This is a genomic window from Streptomyces sp. NPDC060205 (genome assembly GCF_042728395.1).
GTDB lineage: Bacteria > Actinomycetota > Actinomycetes > Streptomycetales > Streptomycetaceae > Streptomyces.
Genome location: NZ_JBHWZP010000240.1, coordinates 1 through 14,333 on the forward strand (window position 1 = coordinate 1; position 14,333 = coordinate 14,333).

The following is a 14,333-nucleotide window of genomic DNA, read 5'->3' on the forward strand; positions in this document are numbered from 1 at the left end:
CCCCTTCAGGGGCGCGGGGAACTGCGCAATGGGGGCGAGGGGGCGGAGCCCCCATGTGTGGACGGGGAGGGGTAGGGGCGGCGGGGGCGGAATCCGTTCGAGGGGGAGTGATCGCTATTCTTGCGGGTCTCTGCCCAGGACAGAAAGGGGCACCAAGAATGGCCCGTGCCGGCCTCACCCCCGACCGGGTCGTCACCGCCGCAGCCGACCTCGCCGACGAGGCAGGCTACGAGCACGTCACCCTCTCAGCCCTGGCAAGGAAGTTCGGCGTCAAGGACGCCAGCCTGTACTCGCACGTCAAGAACCTGCACGACCTCCGCACCCGCATGGCCCTCCTCGCAGGCGGCGAGATGATCGACCGCATCGCCGACGCCGTTGCAGGACGAGCCGGCAAGGACGCCCTGGCCGCCTTCGCCGGCGCCTACCGGGAGTACGCCCTGCAGCACCCCGGCCGCTACGCCGCCACCCAGATCCGTATCGACCAGGACCTCGCGGCCACCTCCCCCGCCTTCGTCCGCACCGCCGAGGTCACCCACGGAATGCTGCGTGCGTACGGCCTCGAAGAGCCCGACCTCACCGACGCGGTACGCCTGTTGCGCAGCACCTTCCACGGCTACTGCGCCCTGGAGGCCACCGGGGCCTTCGGCGCCTCCAGGGACGTACGGATGTCGTGGGACCGGGCCGTCGAGGCCCTGCACGTGACGCTGGAGCACTGGCCACGCGAACACCCGGCCTCACACGTCCCGTCCACCACTTAGACTGGACGCTTCGCAAGTGCCACGTGCCGCCTCGGGGGGGAGGAAGCGGACCTTGTCCCAACCGCAGCTCCGTCGCGGCCCGTTGAGACCGGATCCCGAGCCGCACATACCGCACGGTCCGCGCCCCGCCCGGCTCGTCCGCTGGCTGGGCGGGCTCGGCGCCGCCGCCGCGGGCTACGCGGTGTTCCAGTCCCTGGTGGGTGTCCTGCCGGACAACATCGGCGGTCAGACGGCGCGTTACACCATCGCCGTGGTCAGCGGGCTCGGTACGGCCCTGGCGGCCTGGCTCTCGGCGGCCCTGCTTCGGGCCAGGAGCGAGAGCAACGCACCGGTCCCGAACGGCCAGTTGATCGCCGCCGGGTCGGACCTCTCGGGCCCCGGCCCCCTTCCCGACCTGTTCTCCACCGCGTACGGCACGCTCTCCGAACAGATCTGCGTGGTCGACGACCCCGTACGCGGACGTCTCACCGGCTGGCCGCACTCCCTCGGTGAGAGCGGCCCGGGCCGGCCCACCTCCATGGGGACGGCGTACGGGCTGCACATCATGCTCGATCTGGGGATGCCCGAGGGGCGGGTGGGCGCGGGCGACCTGATCGACACGTTGTGGCGGCTGCGCCTGCCGGACGGCGGCTGGTCGGCGCGTACGCAGGGCTCCCAGGCCCGCCCCGAGGTGACCGCCCTGGTGCTGGGCGCGCTGGCCCGGGCCGGAGCCTCGAAGGAGCGGCTCGCCGAGGAGGTGGCGCACTGCGAGGCGCGCTTCACCCACGAACTCGACCGCACCGGCCGTGAGTTGACGCATGTCCTGACGACCGTGATGCGCGGTCTGCTGCGCGCGGCGCCCGACTCCGCGGTACTGCCCCTGCTGCGCGAAGCCCTCGTCGAGGGCGCGGTCACCGATCCGCGCCGTGGGCACCACCGCTGCTGGGGATACCGGCTCGCGCCCCCGCACGGGCCGCCGTCCCCGCTGCACACGGCGCAGGCGGTGGTCGCCCTGGACCGCGCGGCCCGTGTCCTCGGCAGTGAGAGCGTGAACGCGTGCGCCGCCCGTGAGGACGGTGTGCGCTGGCTGCTGGCCTGCCCGGACGCCTCGCACGACACCTGTCTGGACCTGTCGAACCTCCGCGAGGACGTGCGCAGGCCGCGCGCCGACGACCCGACCCGCCACGAGGTGCTGAACGTACGGCACTTCACGGCCTCCTGGGTCGTCCGCGCCCTGCTCACCCCCGGCGCCCGGGACGTCGCGCGCGAGGACGGCATGGAGGAGGAGTGGCGCGAGCGGCTGAACGGCGCGGCGAGCGCCGTGTACGCCGGGCAGAGCGACGGCATATGGACCTGGGTGCGCGACGACACCAATGAACTGCGCCGCCCCATGTGGATGACCTATCAGGGCCTATCGGCACTGCGGGCGCATGCCGTATGGATGTATCAACCGCTGATCCACCAACCGAATGGCTGAGCCGGGAGGAACGTGCATGGGTGGCCGACAGGTCCTGGCGGCTCGGCAACTGCTCGCGGAGACGCTGGACGGCGAACTGCCGGAGCACGAAAGGATGGCGGCGGCCCGTTCGGTGGTGGCTGAACTGGGTTCCCCCGACCGCCTGTTGGAGCTGATCGCCGAACTCGCCTCCGGTGAGGGCGATCCGCACGGCTGCGCCCGGCTCTCGTACCGCCATGTCCTAGGCTTCGACAAGCTCCTGCTCATCGACGACGGCCCGCGGCACATGCTCCGCGCCCATCTGTGGCATCCGGGGCGCGGCGCGATCGGCAAGGAGGACATCCACAACCACCGTTCCCCGCTCGCCTCCTGCGTCGTACGGGGCCGACTGGCGATGGAGTTGTACGCGCCCGACGGCAACGACGGGATCGAGGCGGCCCGCTATCAGGAGTCCCTGGCGGACGGTTCGGCGGACTGGCTGCTGGAGTCCACGGGGCCGGCCCGGCTGCGGCTGACCCAGGTCGCGGAGTACGCGGCGGGCAGCACCTACGCCCTGCCCGCGCACACCCTGCACCGGGCGTGGTGCGACACGGCCGAGCCGACGGTGACGCTGTTCTTGGAGACGGGGGCCGGACGGCGGCGGCACACCGACGTGTTCACGGCGGCGGGGCCCCACCCGGGGACCGTACCGAAGGTGCCGCTGGAGGTGGACGACTACCTGAGCGAGCTCGACGCCCTGGCGGAGCTGCTCAGAGGTTCGTGAGGTTCGGGGGCCGTGAGGTGCAGGAAGTTCGTGAGGGCCTGACGCACGATGTCGACGTTGTAGTCGTCGATGTCGACGGTGTGCAGTTCGTCCGGGCTCAGCCAGCGGTGTTCCTGGTCCGGCTCGGGGAGGGTGATGTGCCGGGAGAGTGGCCTGACCAGGAAGTTGTCCTGACAGTTCTTGATCTCCTGCCCGCGGTACTCGCTCATGAAGGACGATTCGCCGACCTTGCGGACGACTTCGCCGAGCAGCCCGGTCTCCTCCTTGAGCTCCCGCAGCACACCGTCCTCGGGGCTTTCGCCGGGCTCCAGCTTTCCGCAGGGGACGCCCCACACCCGGGGCAGGAACCGCTCGGTCTCACTGCGGCGCACCAGCAGGACGAGGCCCTTGCGCATCACGACGGCCGCGGCCAGTCGCTTCCCGCCCGTGCTGCCCGTACTACCGGGGATGTCCATGATTCCTGGGTCCCTCGCCGGTCGGAGTCCACAGAGTTTCATACCCACGAAAGCATCAACGCTACCAGGAAGCCCCCTCGGACGGGGTGGCTCCGGGCCGATCGGGGTCGGGTCCCGGCCGATCGATGTCGGGTCCCGGCCGATCGGAGCCGTCCGACGGAACCAGCGCCTGCACCTCGTCGTAGGTCGGCGCGGCCGCCTCGACGGGCAGCCCCGCCCTGATCAGCGCGGCCGTCTCCAGGGCCGCTCCCAGGGCCCGCCGGTAGAGGAGGGACCCGAGGCTGACCCGGCGAACGCCCAGCTCGGCGAGGGCCGGCAGGGTCGGGCCCTTGGGCGAGTAGAGGATGTTGAGAGGTACGTCGATGGCTCTGACCAGGGCTGCGATCCGGGCGGGGTCGCTGAGCCCGGGGACGAACACACCGTCTGCGCACGCCAGTTGATAGGCGTCCAGGCGGCGGATCGTCTCGCGTCCGAGTGCGAGACCGCTTCCGCCCGCGCCGCCCCCGCCCCCGGCCCCGGCCCCGGCCCCGGCCAGCCAGTGGGTGTCCGTGCGGGCGTTGACGAAGAGGCCCGGCACGGCGGCCTTCACCGCGGTGATCTTCGCTGCGTGCAGTTCGACGGGGGCCAGGGTGCCGTCGGCGCGGCCGTCCTCCAGGTTGATGCCGACCGCGCCGACGGCGGCGAGTTCGCGGGCCACCTCGGCGACCTCGGCCGGGTCGTCGCTGAACCCGCCCTCGGCGTCGACCGAGAGGAGGAAGGGGCCCTGGCCCAGTGCCAGGGCCAACGCCAGGGAAGCGTCCCGGGTCGCCGCCGAACCGTCGCGCAGGCCCGCGGCGGCGGCGACGCCCAGGCTGGTCGTGCCGATCGCCACGAAGCCCTGCGCGGCCAGGGCCGCCGCCGAGGCGTGGTCCCAGGCGTTGGGGAGGAGCAGCGGGGCGCCGGCGTCGGGGTGATGAAGTGCGGCGAAGGTGGCGAAGGTGGAGGCCATGACGCAACGCTAGAACCGGAACACTTCGGCCCCGGCCGAACCGTTCGGGCCTTCGCGCAGAGCCCCAGTCGAACCGTCCCCGGGGCCGGGCGTGTACATCCGTGGGGCGCCCCACGGATGTACACCTGAGACGCCCCGGTTCCGGTCGGAACGCCCCAGGCGTCAAGCTCACCTCACAAGACGCTCGGGCACCAGGCCTTGGGCAAGGAGTTCGTCGCGGACGAGTCCGGCGTACGCCGTCGCGCCCCGTGCCGAGGTGTGGGTGTTGTCGCGCTTCTCGTCGTAGAGGTACAGCGCCTTGGAGCCCTCGACGCCCAGCGACTCCACCAGGGCCTTTGTCCTGGTCGTGAGGTCGATGAGGGGGACGCCGTGGGCCGCGGCGACCGAGCGGGTGACGGCCGGATGGTCCACTCCGAGGCCGTTCACCAGCAGGGCTGTGCCGTTGTTCAGTGTGCCGTCGCCGTTGAACCAGCGACGGACGATGGGAGTGACCAGAACCGGACGGCCACCCTTTTCCCGTACGCCCGCGACGAGTGTTTCGAGGTTCGCGCGGTACGTCGGCTCGTCCGTCTGCTTGTCGTTGTGGGCGAGCTGGATGAGGACCAGGTCGCCTTTGCGGATGAGCGGCTGGACGGTCGCGAAGAGCCGTGGATCGGCCAGGTAGGTGACCGTACTCTCCCCGGAATCGGCGTAGTTGGCGACGGAGGCCCCCTTGCGGAGGTACTGCGGGAGCTGCTGGCCCCAGCCGGAGTAGGGGTCGCCCGGCTGGTCGCAGACCGTGGAGTCGCCCACGAGGAAGATCTGCCGGGTGTGCCGGCCGGCCGCCGGGGTGACGCGGATGCCGGTGAGCGCGGGTGCCGAACCGCCGACGACCAGGTCGAGTCCCGCGGTGCCGTCGGGTCCGGTGGGCTCGCCTTCGGGGGTACGGACGTTCACGGTGAAGCTGCGGGTCACGGGCTCGCCCGCCGCGGTGGGCGTCTCGGCGAGCAGGGTGCGCCGGGTCTCGCCGCTGATGCCCGTACTGGCCGCGGCCTCGCCGCCGAGCCGCACCCGTACGTCGTACGTGCCGGGCGGCACATCGAAGTGGCAGGCGCCGGCGGTGCAGTTCTCCAGCCCCAGCCCCAGCCCCAGCGCCGACCCCAGCCCTGATCCCGGCTGCTGCGTCCGCGCATGCGCCGGGGTGGCGGACAGGGCCGCCGAGAGGGTCAGTGCGGCCAGCAGGGTGATCGACACGCGTTTCGCCATGACCCCTCAACTCCCCCTGGTCCACTGCTGATTGGTCGCGCCGTTGCAGGTGTACGTGATGAGCGCGGCGGAGTCCGCGGTGGACGCGCCGTTCACGTCCAGGCACTCACCGGTGGCGCGGGACTTGACGGTCACATAGGAGCCGCTGGTGGTGAGCGACCACTGCTGGGCGGTCGACGAACCGCTGCAGTTCTCCTGCGTCACGGTGCTCGCGTTCTCCTGCACGCACAGGGAACTGCCCCGCACGGCCAACTGGTAGTAACCGCTGCCGACCGACTTGAACCAGTACTTCTGGTTGGTGCCGCCGTTGCAGGTGTACTGCTTGATCTGGGCACCGGCCCACAGCGACTGACTGGTCACGTCCGCGCACTTGGAGGAGTGGCGGGCGATCAGCGAGTTGTACGTGGCACTCGTCCCCGTGACGGTCCCGGCGGCCGTGTCGACGGTGACCTCCGGCGACCAGGACATGGACATCGTGGTCGAGCTGGGGAAGCTCAACGGCAGCCACACGTAACGGGAGTCGTTGACCGTACCGCCGAAGGAGTTGCCCCAGCGGTCGCCCATGTACAGGTAGGAGGTACCCGAACTCCCCTGTACGGGCAGGACGAAGGCGGTCTGGGAGTTGTACGTGGTCGAGTCGCCGACGTTCGCCATCGCGGTCCAGGGGCCGGCGATCGAGGTCGCCGTGGCGTACTGCTGCTGGTTGGCGCTCCAGCCCGTCGCTCCCGAAGTCAGCATGAAATAGACGCCGTTGCGCTTGAAGAGTGCGGGTGCCTCGCGGTGGCCGCCGTGCCAGGGGTCGGCGACGAGAGCGGCGATACCGGTGTAGTCGGCCGTCAGCCGGTAGATCTGCAGGTCGTAGTTCTCGCGGGCGGCCGAGACCATGTACCCCGCGCCGTCCGTGTCGACGAAGACCGTGATGTCACGGGACATGTGCGTGCCGAGCGGGCGGAAACTGCCCTGCCAGGTGTAGGTGCCGTCGACCGTGTCCGACACGGCGACCGCGGCGCGGGCCTCGCCGTAGTCGACGCCGTTCTCCTTGTGCATCCACATCACGAACTTGCCGGTGGACGCGTTGTACATGACCTTGGGCCGCTCGATGTTCGCGGTCGCCAGTTCCGAGTTGCTCGCCTGGGTCAGGACGTGGTTGCGGAACTCCCAGTTCTTCAGGTCGGTGGAGCGGTAGGCGTCCACGTACCGGAAGGTGTTGTCGGAGTTCCGGTTCTCCCCGAACCAGTAGTAGTACGAGCCGACCTTGACGACTCCGCCGCCGTGGGCGTGCACCGGGCTGCCGTTGGTGTCGGTGAACTGCGTGCCGTTCGTGATGGTCTGCGCGGCGGCCTGGGCCGGGCCCGCGGTACCGAGGGCACCGGCGAGGGCCAGACAGAGGGCGAGGAGTACGGCGTACAGGCGTCTCATCTCGGACACGCTCCTTCGGGGGATGGCGGTCTCGGGGGTGGGGGGACACAAAAGCGAACAGAAATGTTCGGCATTTCGCACAACATCTGTCATCCCGAACGCCGAAAAGGTAAGGGCGTGTTACGGAGAGGTCAACGGGTCGGGAGCGATCCGGGGGAACCTCTGCCGGAATCGACCCCGGCCCCACGACGGCCGGGCGCCGGCCATACGCGGTCCCGCACGGCGGTACCGTGGCGCGCCATCAGGTCCAGGAGGCCGCGGTGCACGCCTTCGACGCGCAGCTGGCGACGGGAGCTCCCGCGCCCGTCCCGGCGGTGGTGGCGCTCGACGGCATCGCCGAGTTCATCGGCGTCAGCCACGGCACCGCCGGTCCCTGGCCGCACGGGCCGGCCCGGATCGGCCTGCACGCGACCGAGGGCGAGTCATGGACCCTCGACCTGACGAAGTCGGGGTCACACCTCGTCACGGACGACCACCGCGACACGGACGCCACGCTCCACGGCTCCGCAAGCGAACTCCTCCTCACCCTGCACGGCCGCCTCCCCCTGACCCCGGCACAAACAGCAGGCGACCGCTCGGCCCTGAAAAACTTCCTGAACTGGCCGGACCTGAGTTGAGCGGGAACGAGCACGCATTCCGGGCTTCACGCCTGTGTCAAGGCGCTCCGGACGTCAGGGGGTGGGGCGCCAGCGGGGTGCCTCGTCGTCGGGTTCGTTCGGGCTTGCGAAGTGGAAGGGGACGCCGAAGCGGGCGGCCAGGGCGGTGCCGGTTCTCGCGGCTTCCACCGCTTCCGGCCAGGGAGGTACCTGTCCGTTGAAGAGACGGAGATCCGAGCCATGACGGATCATGGCCAGATGAACCTCGCTCGCCGGTGCGTCCAGGACGGCGACAAGCACCACGAACCAGCCCGACGAGTCCCCGTCCCAGAGGGCCTCGACCGCGACCAGCTCCCCCGGCGCTTCGCTGATGCAAGCGGCCAGCGCCTCCACATCCCTCGGTGGATCGGGTTGCCGGACGATCCGGTCGGCCAACGCCTCGTAGCGAGCCATCACCACACTCTGGCAGTCGTACAGACCAGGACGCGATGCCTCAACGCCCGTCCACTGCACCCGAACCGCGTCCAGCATGGCCTTGATCGCCTGCAACTGGCGATCACGCAGCACGAACCCGTCGATCTCCTCCCGCACCGACACCGGCAACGCGTCCCACCACGACGTCTCCACCTGAGCATTACAGCCGATCGGCGTGCCGATGGATGCGGCGGGCCGTGCACCGATGGTGACGCGCCGGACGCCGGCTGCGCTTCGGTTAGCGTCGACGCATGACCAGCGACAGTTCTTCCGGGGCGGCAGCGGACCGTTCTCTCGTCGATGTTCTTGCCTCCGGTGTCGGCACCGTCGTTCTCGATGGTGGGCTGTCCAATCAGCTGCGGGCCGCCGGGCACGATCTGAGTGACGAGTTGTGGTCCGCGCGGCTGCTCCTGGAACAGCCCGAGGCGATCACCGAGGCGCATCTCGCCTACTTCGAGGCCGGTGCGCGTGTTGCGATCACTGCCAGTTATCAGGCGACCTTCGAAGGGTTCGCGCGGCGTGGTGTCTCCCGGGAGCGTGCCGGCGAACTGCTTGCGCTGAGTGTCGGACTCGCGCGGGAGGCTGCCCGGCGGGCCGGGGCCGAGGGCGTGCGCGGGCCGCTGTGGGTGGCGGCGTCCGTGGGGCCGTACGGGGCGATGCTCGCGGACGGGTCCGAGTACCGGGGGCGGTACGGGCTGAGCGTGGGTGAGCTGGAGCGTTTTCACCGGCCGCGGGTGGAGGTGCTGGCGGGTGCGCGTCCCGATGTCCTGGCCCTGGAGACCGTGCCGGATGTCGATGAGGCGCGGGCGTTGGTGAGGGCCGTGCGTGGGCTCGGCGTGCCCGCGTGGCTGTCGTACAGCGTCGCCGAGGGGCGGACGCGGGCCGGGCAGTCGCTGGAGGAGGCGTTCGCGGTGGCCGCCGACGCGGACGAGGTGATCGCGGTCGGGGTCAACTGCTGCGCTCCCGAGGAGGTGGACGCGGCGGTCGCGACCGCCGTGCGGGTCACCGGGAAGCCGGTCGTCGTCTATCCCAACAGTGGGGAGACCTGGGACGCGGGGGTGCGGGCCTGGAGCGGGCGGTCCACGTTCGCGCCGGAGCGGGTTGTGGGCTGGGAGCGGGTGGGGGCTCGGCTGATCGGGGGGTGTTGTCGGGTGGGGCCGGGGGCGGTTTCGGGGATTGCCGCGGCGTTGGGAGTGGGGCCCTGAGTGAGTGGGGCCCCGCGTAGGGCTCCGCCCGGGTGGGGTGGAGCGGTCGTCGTGGGTCCGCGGGCCGGTGGGGGCTGGTCGCGCAGTTCCCCGCGCCCCTGTCGGGGCCCCGCCCCCTGCCGAGGCGCGGGCACTTTGTCCTCGGTGGGGAAAAAGTGTTGGGAAGTTGTGCTCGATGGGTTACGGCCGTCGACAAAGGTCGCTAACTTCCTTGAAATGAACCGGTCATAGCGCTCGCTGTGACCGGTCACGACGGCGCGACGGCGCGCGCCTGTGCACCGCTTGGCAGTCCGGTCAGGGCTGTTGTCATCCCACCCCACTTTGGGAGACCTCTGTGCGCACGAAACCGCTCGGACACAGACGTGTCCGTCATCTGCTGACCGCCGCGGCCGTTGCCGTCGGCTGTCTGCTCCCCCTCTCCCCCGCCGCCGCGCAACCCGCGGATCCGTCCGGTGGATCGAAGGCCGCCGCCGTCGAGTTCCAGCAGGTCACGCTCGCCAAGGGGGTGGCCGAGACGGGCGAGCCCATGACCCTGGCGGTGCTGCCGGACCGCTCGGTCCTGCACACCTCACGGGACGGCACGCTCCGGCTGACGAACGCGGCCGGGACCACCTCCGTCGCAGGCAAGGTGGACGTCTACAGCCATGACGAGGAGGGGCTTCAGGGCGTTGCCGTGGACCCCGGCTTCACCTCCAACCGGCAGATCTTCCTGTACTACGCGCCTCCGCTCAGCACGCCCTCCGGCGACGCCCCCTCCGACGGCGGCGCCGCCGACTTCGCCCCCTTCGACGGGGTCAACCGGCTGTCCCGGTTCGTGCTGAAGACCGACGGCACCCTCGATCTCGCCAGCGAGAAGAAGATCCTCGACGTGCCGGCCTCCCGCGGTCTGTGCTGCCACGTCGGCGGCGACATCGACTTCGACGCGGCGGGCAACCTGTATCTGTCCACCGGCGACGACACCAACCCGTTCGCCTCGGACAGCTACACCCCCATCGACGAACGCGCCACCCGCAACCCGGCGTTCGACGCCCAGCGTTCCGCGGGGAACACCAACGACCTGCGCGGCAAGGTCCTGCGGATCAAGGTCAACGCGGACGGGTCGTATTCCATACCCAGCGGCAACCTCTTCCCCTCCGGGACCGCGAAGACCCGGCCCGAGATCTACGCGATGGGCTTCCGCAACCCCTTCCGGATGAGCGTCGACAAGGCCACCGGCATCGTCTACCTCGGCGACTACGGCCCCGACGCGGGCACCGCCAGCCCCACCCGCGGCCCCGGCGGCCAGGTGGAGTTCAACCGGATCACCAAGGCGGGCAACTTCGGCTGGCCGTACTGCACCGGCAAGAACGACGCCTACATCGACTACAACTTCGCCACCGGCGCCTCCGGCTCGGCCTTCAACTGCGCGGCGCCCACGAACAATTCACCCAACAACACCGGCCTCAGCAGCCTGCCTGCGGCTCAGCCCGCGTGGATCCCGTACGACGGCGGTTCCGTCCCGGAGTTCGGCAACGGTTCGGAGTCCCCGATGGGCGGCCCGGTCTACCGTTACGACGCGAACTCCACGTCCGAGGTGAAGTTCCCGCAGGAGTACGACGGCGACTTCTTCGCCGGTGAGTTCGGCCGCCGCTGGATCAAGCGCATCGAGTCCGGCACCGACGGCACCGTGCAGTCCATCAACTCCGTTCCCTGGAACGGCACTCAGGTGATGGACATGGCCTTCGGTCCCGACGGCGCCCTGTACGTCCTCGACTACGGCACCGGCTACTTCAACGGCGACGCGAACTCGGCGCTGTACCGCATCGAGCACGTCACGGGCGGGCTCGCCCCGACCGCGCAGGCTAAGGCGAACGTCACCTCGGGCAAGTCACCGCTCGCCGTCACGTTCTCCTCGGCCGGCAGCTCCGACCCCGACGGCGACGCCCTGAGCTACGCGTGGAACTTCGGCGACGGTTCCACCTCGACCGCCGCCAACCCCTCCCACACCTACACGGCCAACGGCCAGTACACGGCCACGCTGACGGTCACGGACAGCACCGGCAAGTCCGGCAGCGCCTCCGTGCAGATCACGGTGGGCAACACCGCGCCGACAGTGAAACTGGACCTGCCCCTGGACGGCAGCATCCACGACTTCGGTGACGCCATCCCGTTCAAGGTGACGGTGACGGACCCCGAGGACGGCACGATCGACTGCTCCAAGGTGAAGGTCACCTTCATCGTCGGACACGACAGCCACGGCCATCCGCAGACCTCCACCACCGGCTGCACCGGCACGCTGCAGACCCTGGCGGACGGCGAGCACGATCCCAACGCCAACATCTTCGGCGTGCTCGACGCCGAGTACACCGACAAGGGCGCCGGTGGCCAGCCCGCGCTGACCGCGCACGACCAGCACGTCATCCAGCCCAGCCACCGCCAGGGCGAGCACTACGGCGACTCCTCGGGCGTCGACGTCGTCTCCCACACCCCCGCGCACGGCGGCAAGACCGTCGGCAACGTCGAGAACAACGACTGGATCTCCTTCAAGCCGTACGCCCTCGGCAACGCGACACGGTTCACCGCCCGGGTCTCCTCGGCGGGCGCGGGCGGCACCATCGAGGTCCGCGCCGGTTCCACGACCGGCACCCTGCTCGGCACGGCGACCGTGCCGGTGACCGGCGGCTGGGAGACCTTCCAGGACGTGACGGCCGCGCTGAGCAACCAGCCGACCGGTTCCACCTCCCTGTACCTCGTCTTCAAGGGCGGCAGCGGCGCGCTCTTCGACGTGGACGAGTTCTCCTTCACCACCTCCGGCGGCGCCGCCCGCACGGGCGAGGTGAAGGGCGTGAACGGCAAGTGCCTGGACATCGACAACGCCCAGACCGCCGACGGCACCAAGGTCCAGATCTGGACCTGTAACAGCTCCGCCGCCCAGAAATGGACCGTCGCAGCCGACGGCACGCTGAAGGCACTCGGCAAGTGCCTGGACGTCAGCGGCGGAGGCAACGCCGACGGTACGAAGATCCAGCTCTGGACCTGCAACGGCAGCGCCGCCCAGGTCTGGGCCGCCCAGTCCGACGGCACGGTCCGCAACCCGCAGTCCGGCAAGTGCCTCGACGCGTCCGGCGGCACCTGGAACGACGGAACCGCCGTCCACCTGTGGACCTGCCACGCCCAAGCCAACCAGAAATGGACCCTGCCGTAGGAGGGAGGAGACCGACCATGCGCAGTTACCTGAAAGCGGCCCTCGGCCTGTTCGTCGGTGCCGCACTCTGTCTGACCCCGCAGGCCGCCGCGCTGCCCGGCGCGGTGAGCCCGTCCGTCACCGCCGAGGCACCGCCGCTCGCGGCGGCCGACCCCGCGTACAAGATCCTCGTCTTCTCCAAGACGGCGGGCTTCCGCCACGACTCGATCGACGAGGGCATCGCGGCGCTGCGCGGCCTCGGTGGCGCGAACAACTTCACCGTGGACGCGACCGAGGACGCCGCGGCCTTCACGACCGGCAACCTCGCCCAGTACAAGAGCGTCGTCTTCCTGTCGACGACGGGTGACGTGCTGAACGCCGCCCAGCAGACGGCCTTCGAGAGTTACGTCCAGGGCGGCGGCGGATACGTCGGTATCCACGCCGCCGCCGACACCGAGTACGACTGGCCCTTCTACGAGGGTCTGGCGGGCGCGCTCTTCCACTCGCATCCGGCGATCCAGTCCGCCACGGTCAAGGTGGAGGACCGGGCGCACGACGCCACCGCCCACCTGGGCAGCACCTGGCAGCGCACGGACGAGTGGTACAACTACCGCACCAATCCCCGTACCACCGCGCATGTCCTGGCCTCGCTCGACGAGTCCAGCTACTCGGGCGGGAACATGTCCGGGGACCATCCGATCGCCTGGTGCAAGGACTACCAGGGCGGCCGGTCCTTCTACACCGGCGGCGGACACACCGCCGAGTCGTACGACGACCCCGCGTTCCGGCGCCACCTCCTCGGCGGTATCCGCTATGCCTCCGGGATGACCGACGCGGACTGCCGCCCGGAGACCGGCTACACGTCCCTGTTCAACGGCTCGTCCACCACCGGCTGGAAGCAGGCCGGTCCGGGGCAGTTCAGCCTCGCGGACGGCACGCTCACCTCCGTGGGCGGCATGGGGCTGTTCTGGTACAACGCCCAGGAGTTCACCGGGGACTACTCCCTCAAGCTCGACTGGAAGATGGCCGGGGACGACAACTCCGGGATCTTCATCGGCTTCCCGGCCTCCGACGACCCGTGGTCCGCGGTGAACAACGGGTACGAGATCCAGATCGACGCCACCGACTCGGCGGACCGCACGACGGGCTCCGTGTACGGCTTCAAGTCCGCCGACCTCGCCGCGCGGGACGCGGCACTGAATCCGCCGGGCGAGTGGAACACGTACGAACTGCGGGTCACCGGCGAGCGGTTGGAGATCTTCCTCAACGGGCGGAAGATCAACGACTTCACCAACACCGATCCCGTACGGAGTCTGCGGCAGGGGCACATCGGGCTGCAGAACCACGGCGACGGCGACGACGTGTCCTTCCGCAACATCCGCGTCAAGCGCGACGGCGGGCAGCAGCCCGGGCCCCGTACGGGTGAGGTGAAGGGCGTGAACGGCAAGTGCCTGGACATCGACAACGCCCAGACCGCCGACGGCACCAAGGTCCAGATCTGGACCTGCAACAGCTCCGCCGCCCAGAAATGGACCGTCGGAACCGACGGCACGTTCAAGGCGCTCGGCAAGTGCCTGGACGTCAGCGGCGGAGGCAACGCCGACGGTACGAAGATCCAGCTGTGGACCTGCAACGGTTCGGGCGCCCAGACCTGGGCCGCCCAGTCCGACGGCACGGTCCGCAACCCGCAGTCCGGCAAGTGCCTCGACGCGTCCGGCGGCACCTGGAACGACGGGACCGCCGTCCACCTGTGGACCTGCCACACCAACGCCAACCAGAAATGGACTCTGCCCTGAACTGGTCTGACCTGAACTCTTCGCCCCGCTCACTTC

At 70.1% G+C, this 14,333-nt stretch carries 11 protein-coding genes and 1 pseudogene; 7 read left to right on the forward strand and 5 right to left on the reverse strand.

Annotated elements, in window-relative coordinates:
- The first annotated feature begins 158 nt into the window (after nucleotides 1-158).
- From ACFWGJ_RS31760 to ACFWGJ_RS31770, 3 genes are read left to right on the forward strand one after another with little or no spacing between them, the layout of a single operon-like run.
- On the forward strand, nucleotides 159-758 hold the full coding sequence (locus ACFWGJ_RS31760; protein ID WP_387331592.1) for a TetR/AcrR family transcriptional regulator: 600 nt from the start codon (nucleotides 159-161) through the stop codon (nucleotides 756-758).
- Nucleotides 759-810: 52 nt separating this feature from the next.
- Complete coding sequence (locus ACFWGJ_RS31765) at nucleotides 811-2,214, forward strand: hypothetical protein (RefSeq protein WP_387331595.1); 1,404 nt, start codon at nucleotides 811-813, stop codon at nucleotides 2,212-2,214.
- A 16-nt stretch (nucleotides 2,215-2,230) separates the two neighbouring features.
- On the forward strand, nucleotides 2,231-2,956 hold the full coding sequence (locus ACFWGJ_RS31770) for a hypothetical protein (RefSeq protein ID WP_387331597.1): 726 nt from the start codon (nucleotides 2,231-2,233) through the stop codon (nucleotides 2,954-2,956).
- A gap of 26 nt (nucleotides 2,957-2,982) precedes the next feature.
- On the opposite strand, the pseudogene ACFWGJ_RS31775 reads toward ACFWGJ_RS31770, so the two are convergent.
- From ACFWGJ_RS31775 to ACFWGJ_RS31790, 4 genes and pseudogenes are all read right to left on the reverse strand, one after another.
- Nucleotides 2,983-3,411 (reverse strand): annotated as a pseudogene (locus ACFWGJ_RS31775) (NUDIX hydrolase); the annotation flags it as partial.
- A gap of 61 nt (nucleotides 3,412-3,472) precedes the next feature.
- A complete protein-coding gene (locus ACFWGJ_RS31780; protein ID WP_387331599.1) occupies nucleotides 3,473-4,399 on the reverse strand; it encodes an isocitrate lyase/phosphoenolpyruvate mutase family protein in 927 nt (308 codons plus the stop codon).
- A 168-nt stretch (nucleotides 4,400-4,567) separates the two neighbouring features.
- On the reverse strand, nucleotides 4,568-5,644 hold the full coding sequence (locus ACFWGJ_RS31785; RefSeq protein WP_387331601.1) for a rhamnogalacturonan acetylesterase: 1,077 nt from the start codon (nucleotides 5,642-5,644) through the stop codon (nucleotides 4,568-4,570).
- Nucleotides 5,645-5,650: 6 nt separating this feature from the next.
- The gene (locus tag ACFWGJ_RS31790) at nucleotides 5,651-7,063 is read right to left on the reverse strand and encodes an RICIN domain-containing protein (RefSeq protein WP_387331603.1); all 1,413 of its coding nucleotides are present in this window, start codon (nucleotides 7,061-7,063) and stop codon (nucleotides 5,651-5,653) included.
- A 230-nt stretch (nucleotides 7,064-7,293) separates the two neighbouring features.
- Between ACFWGJ_RS31790 and ACFWGJ_RS31795 the strand changes: the two genes are divergently transcribed.
- Nucleotides 7,294-7,680: a hypothetical protein gene (locus tag ACFWGJ_RS31795; RefSeq protein ID WP_387331605.1), complete on the forward strand. Its 387-nt coding sequence runs from the start codon at nucleotides 7,294-7,296 to the stop codon at nucleotides 7,678-7,680.
- Nucleotides 7,681-7,734: 54 nt separating this feature from the next.
- Here ACFWGJ_RS31795 and ACFWGJ_RS31800 read toward each other — a convergent pair whose 3' ends face one another.
- On the reverse strand, nucleotides 7,735-8,286 hold the full coding sequence (locus tag ACFWGJ_RS31800; protein ID WP_387331606.1) for a hypothetical protein: 552 nt from the start codon (nucleotides 8,284-8,286) through the stop codon (nucleotides 7,735-7,737).
- Nucleotides 8,287-8,384: 98 nt separating this feature from the next.
- Here ACFWGJ_RS31800 and mmuM point away from each other — a divergent pair, with 98 nt between their 5' ends.
- The 3 genes from mmuM (at nucleotide 8,385) to ACFWGJ_RS31815 (ending at nucleotide 14,297) form a co-directional block, all read left to right on the forward strand.
- On the forward strand, nucleotides 8,385-9,338 hold the full coding sequence (gene mmuM, locus ACFWGJ_RS31805) for a homocysteine S-methyltransferase (RefSeq protein WP_387331608.1): 954 nt from the start codon (nucleotides 8,385-8,387) through the stop codon (nucleotides 9,336-9,338).
- Nucleotides 9,339-9,672: 334 nt separating this feature from the next.
- Entirely contained in the window at nucleotides 9,673-12,522 is a 2,850-nt protein-coding gene (locus tag ACFWGJ_RS31810; RefSeq protein ID WP_387331610.1) for a PQQ-dependent sugar dehydrogenase, read from the forward strand.
- A gap of 17 nt (nucleotides 12,523-12,539) precedes the next feature.
- Nucleotides 12,540-14,297, forward strand: coding sequence for a ThuA domain-containing protein (locus tag ACFWGJ_RS31815; RefSeq protein ID WP_387331612.1), 1,758 nt, complete (start codon nucleotides 12,540-12,542; stop codon nucleotides 14,295-14,297).
- Nucleotides 14,298-14,333: the final 36 nt, after the last annotated feature.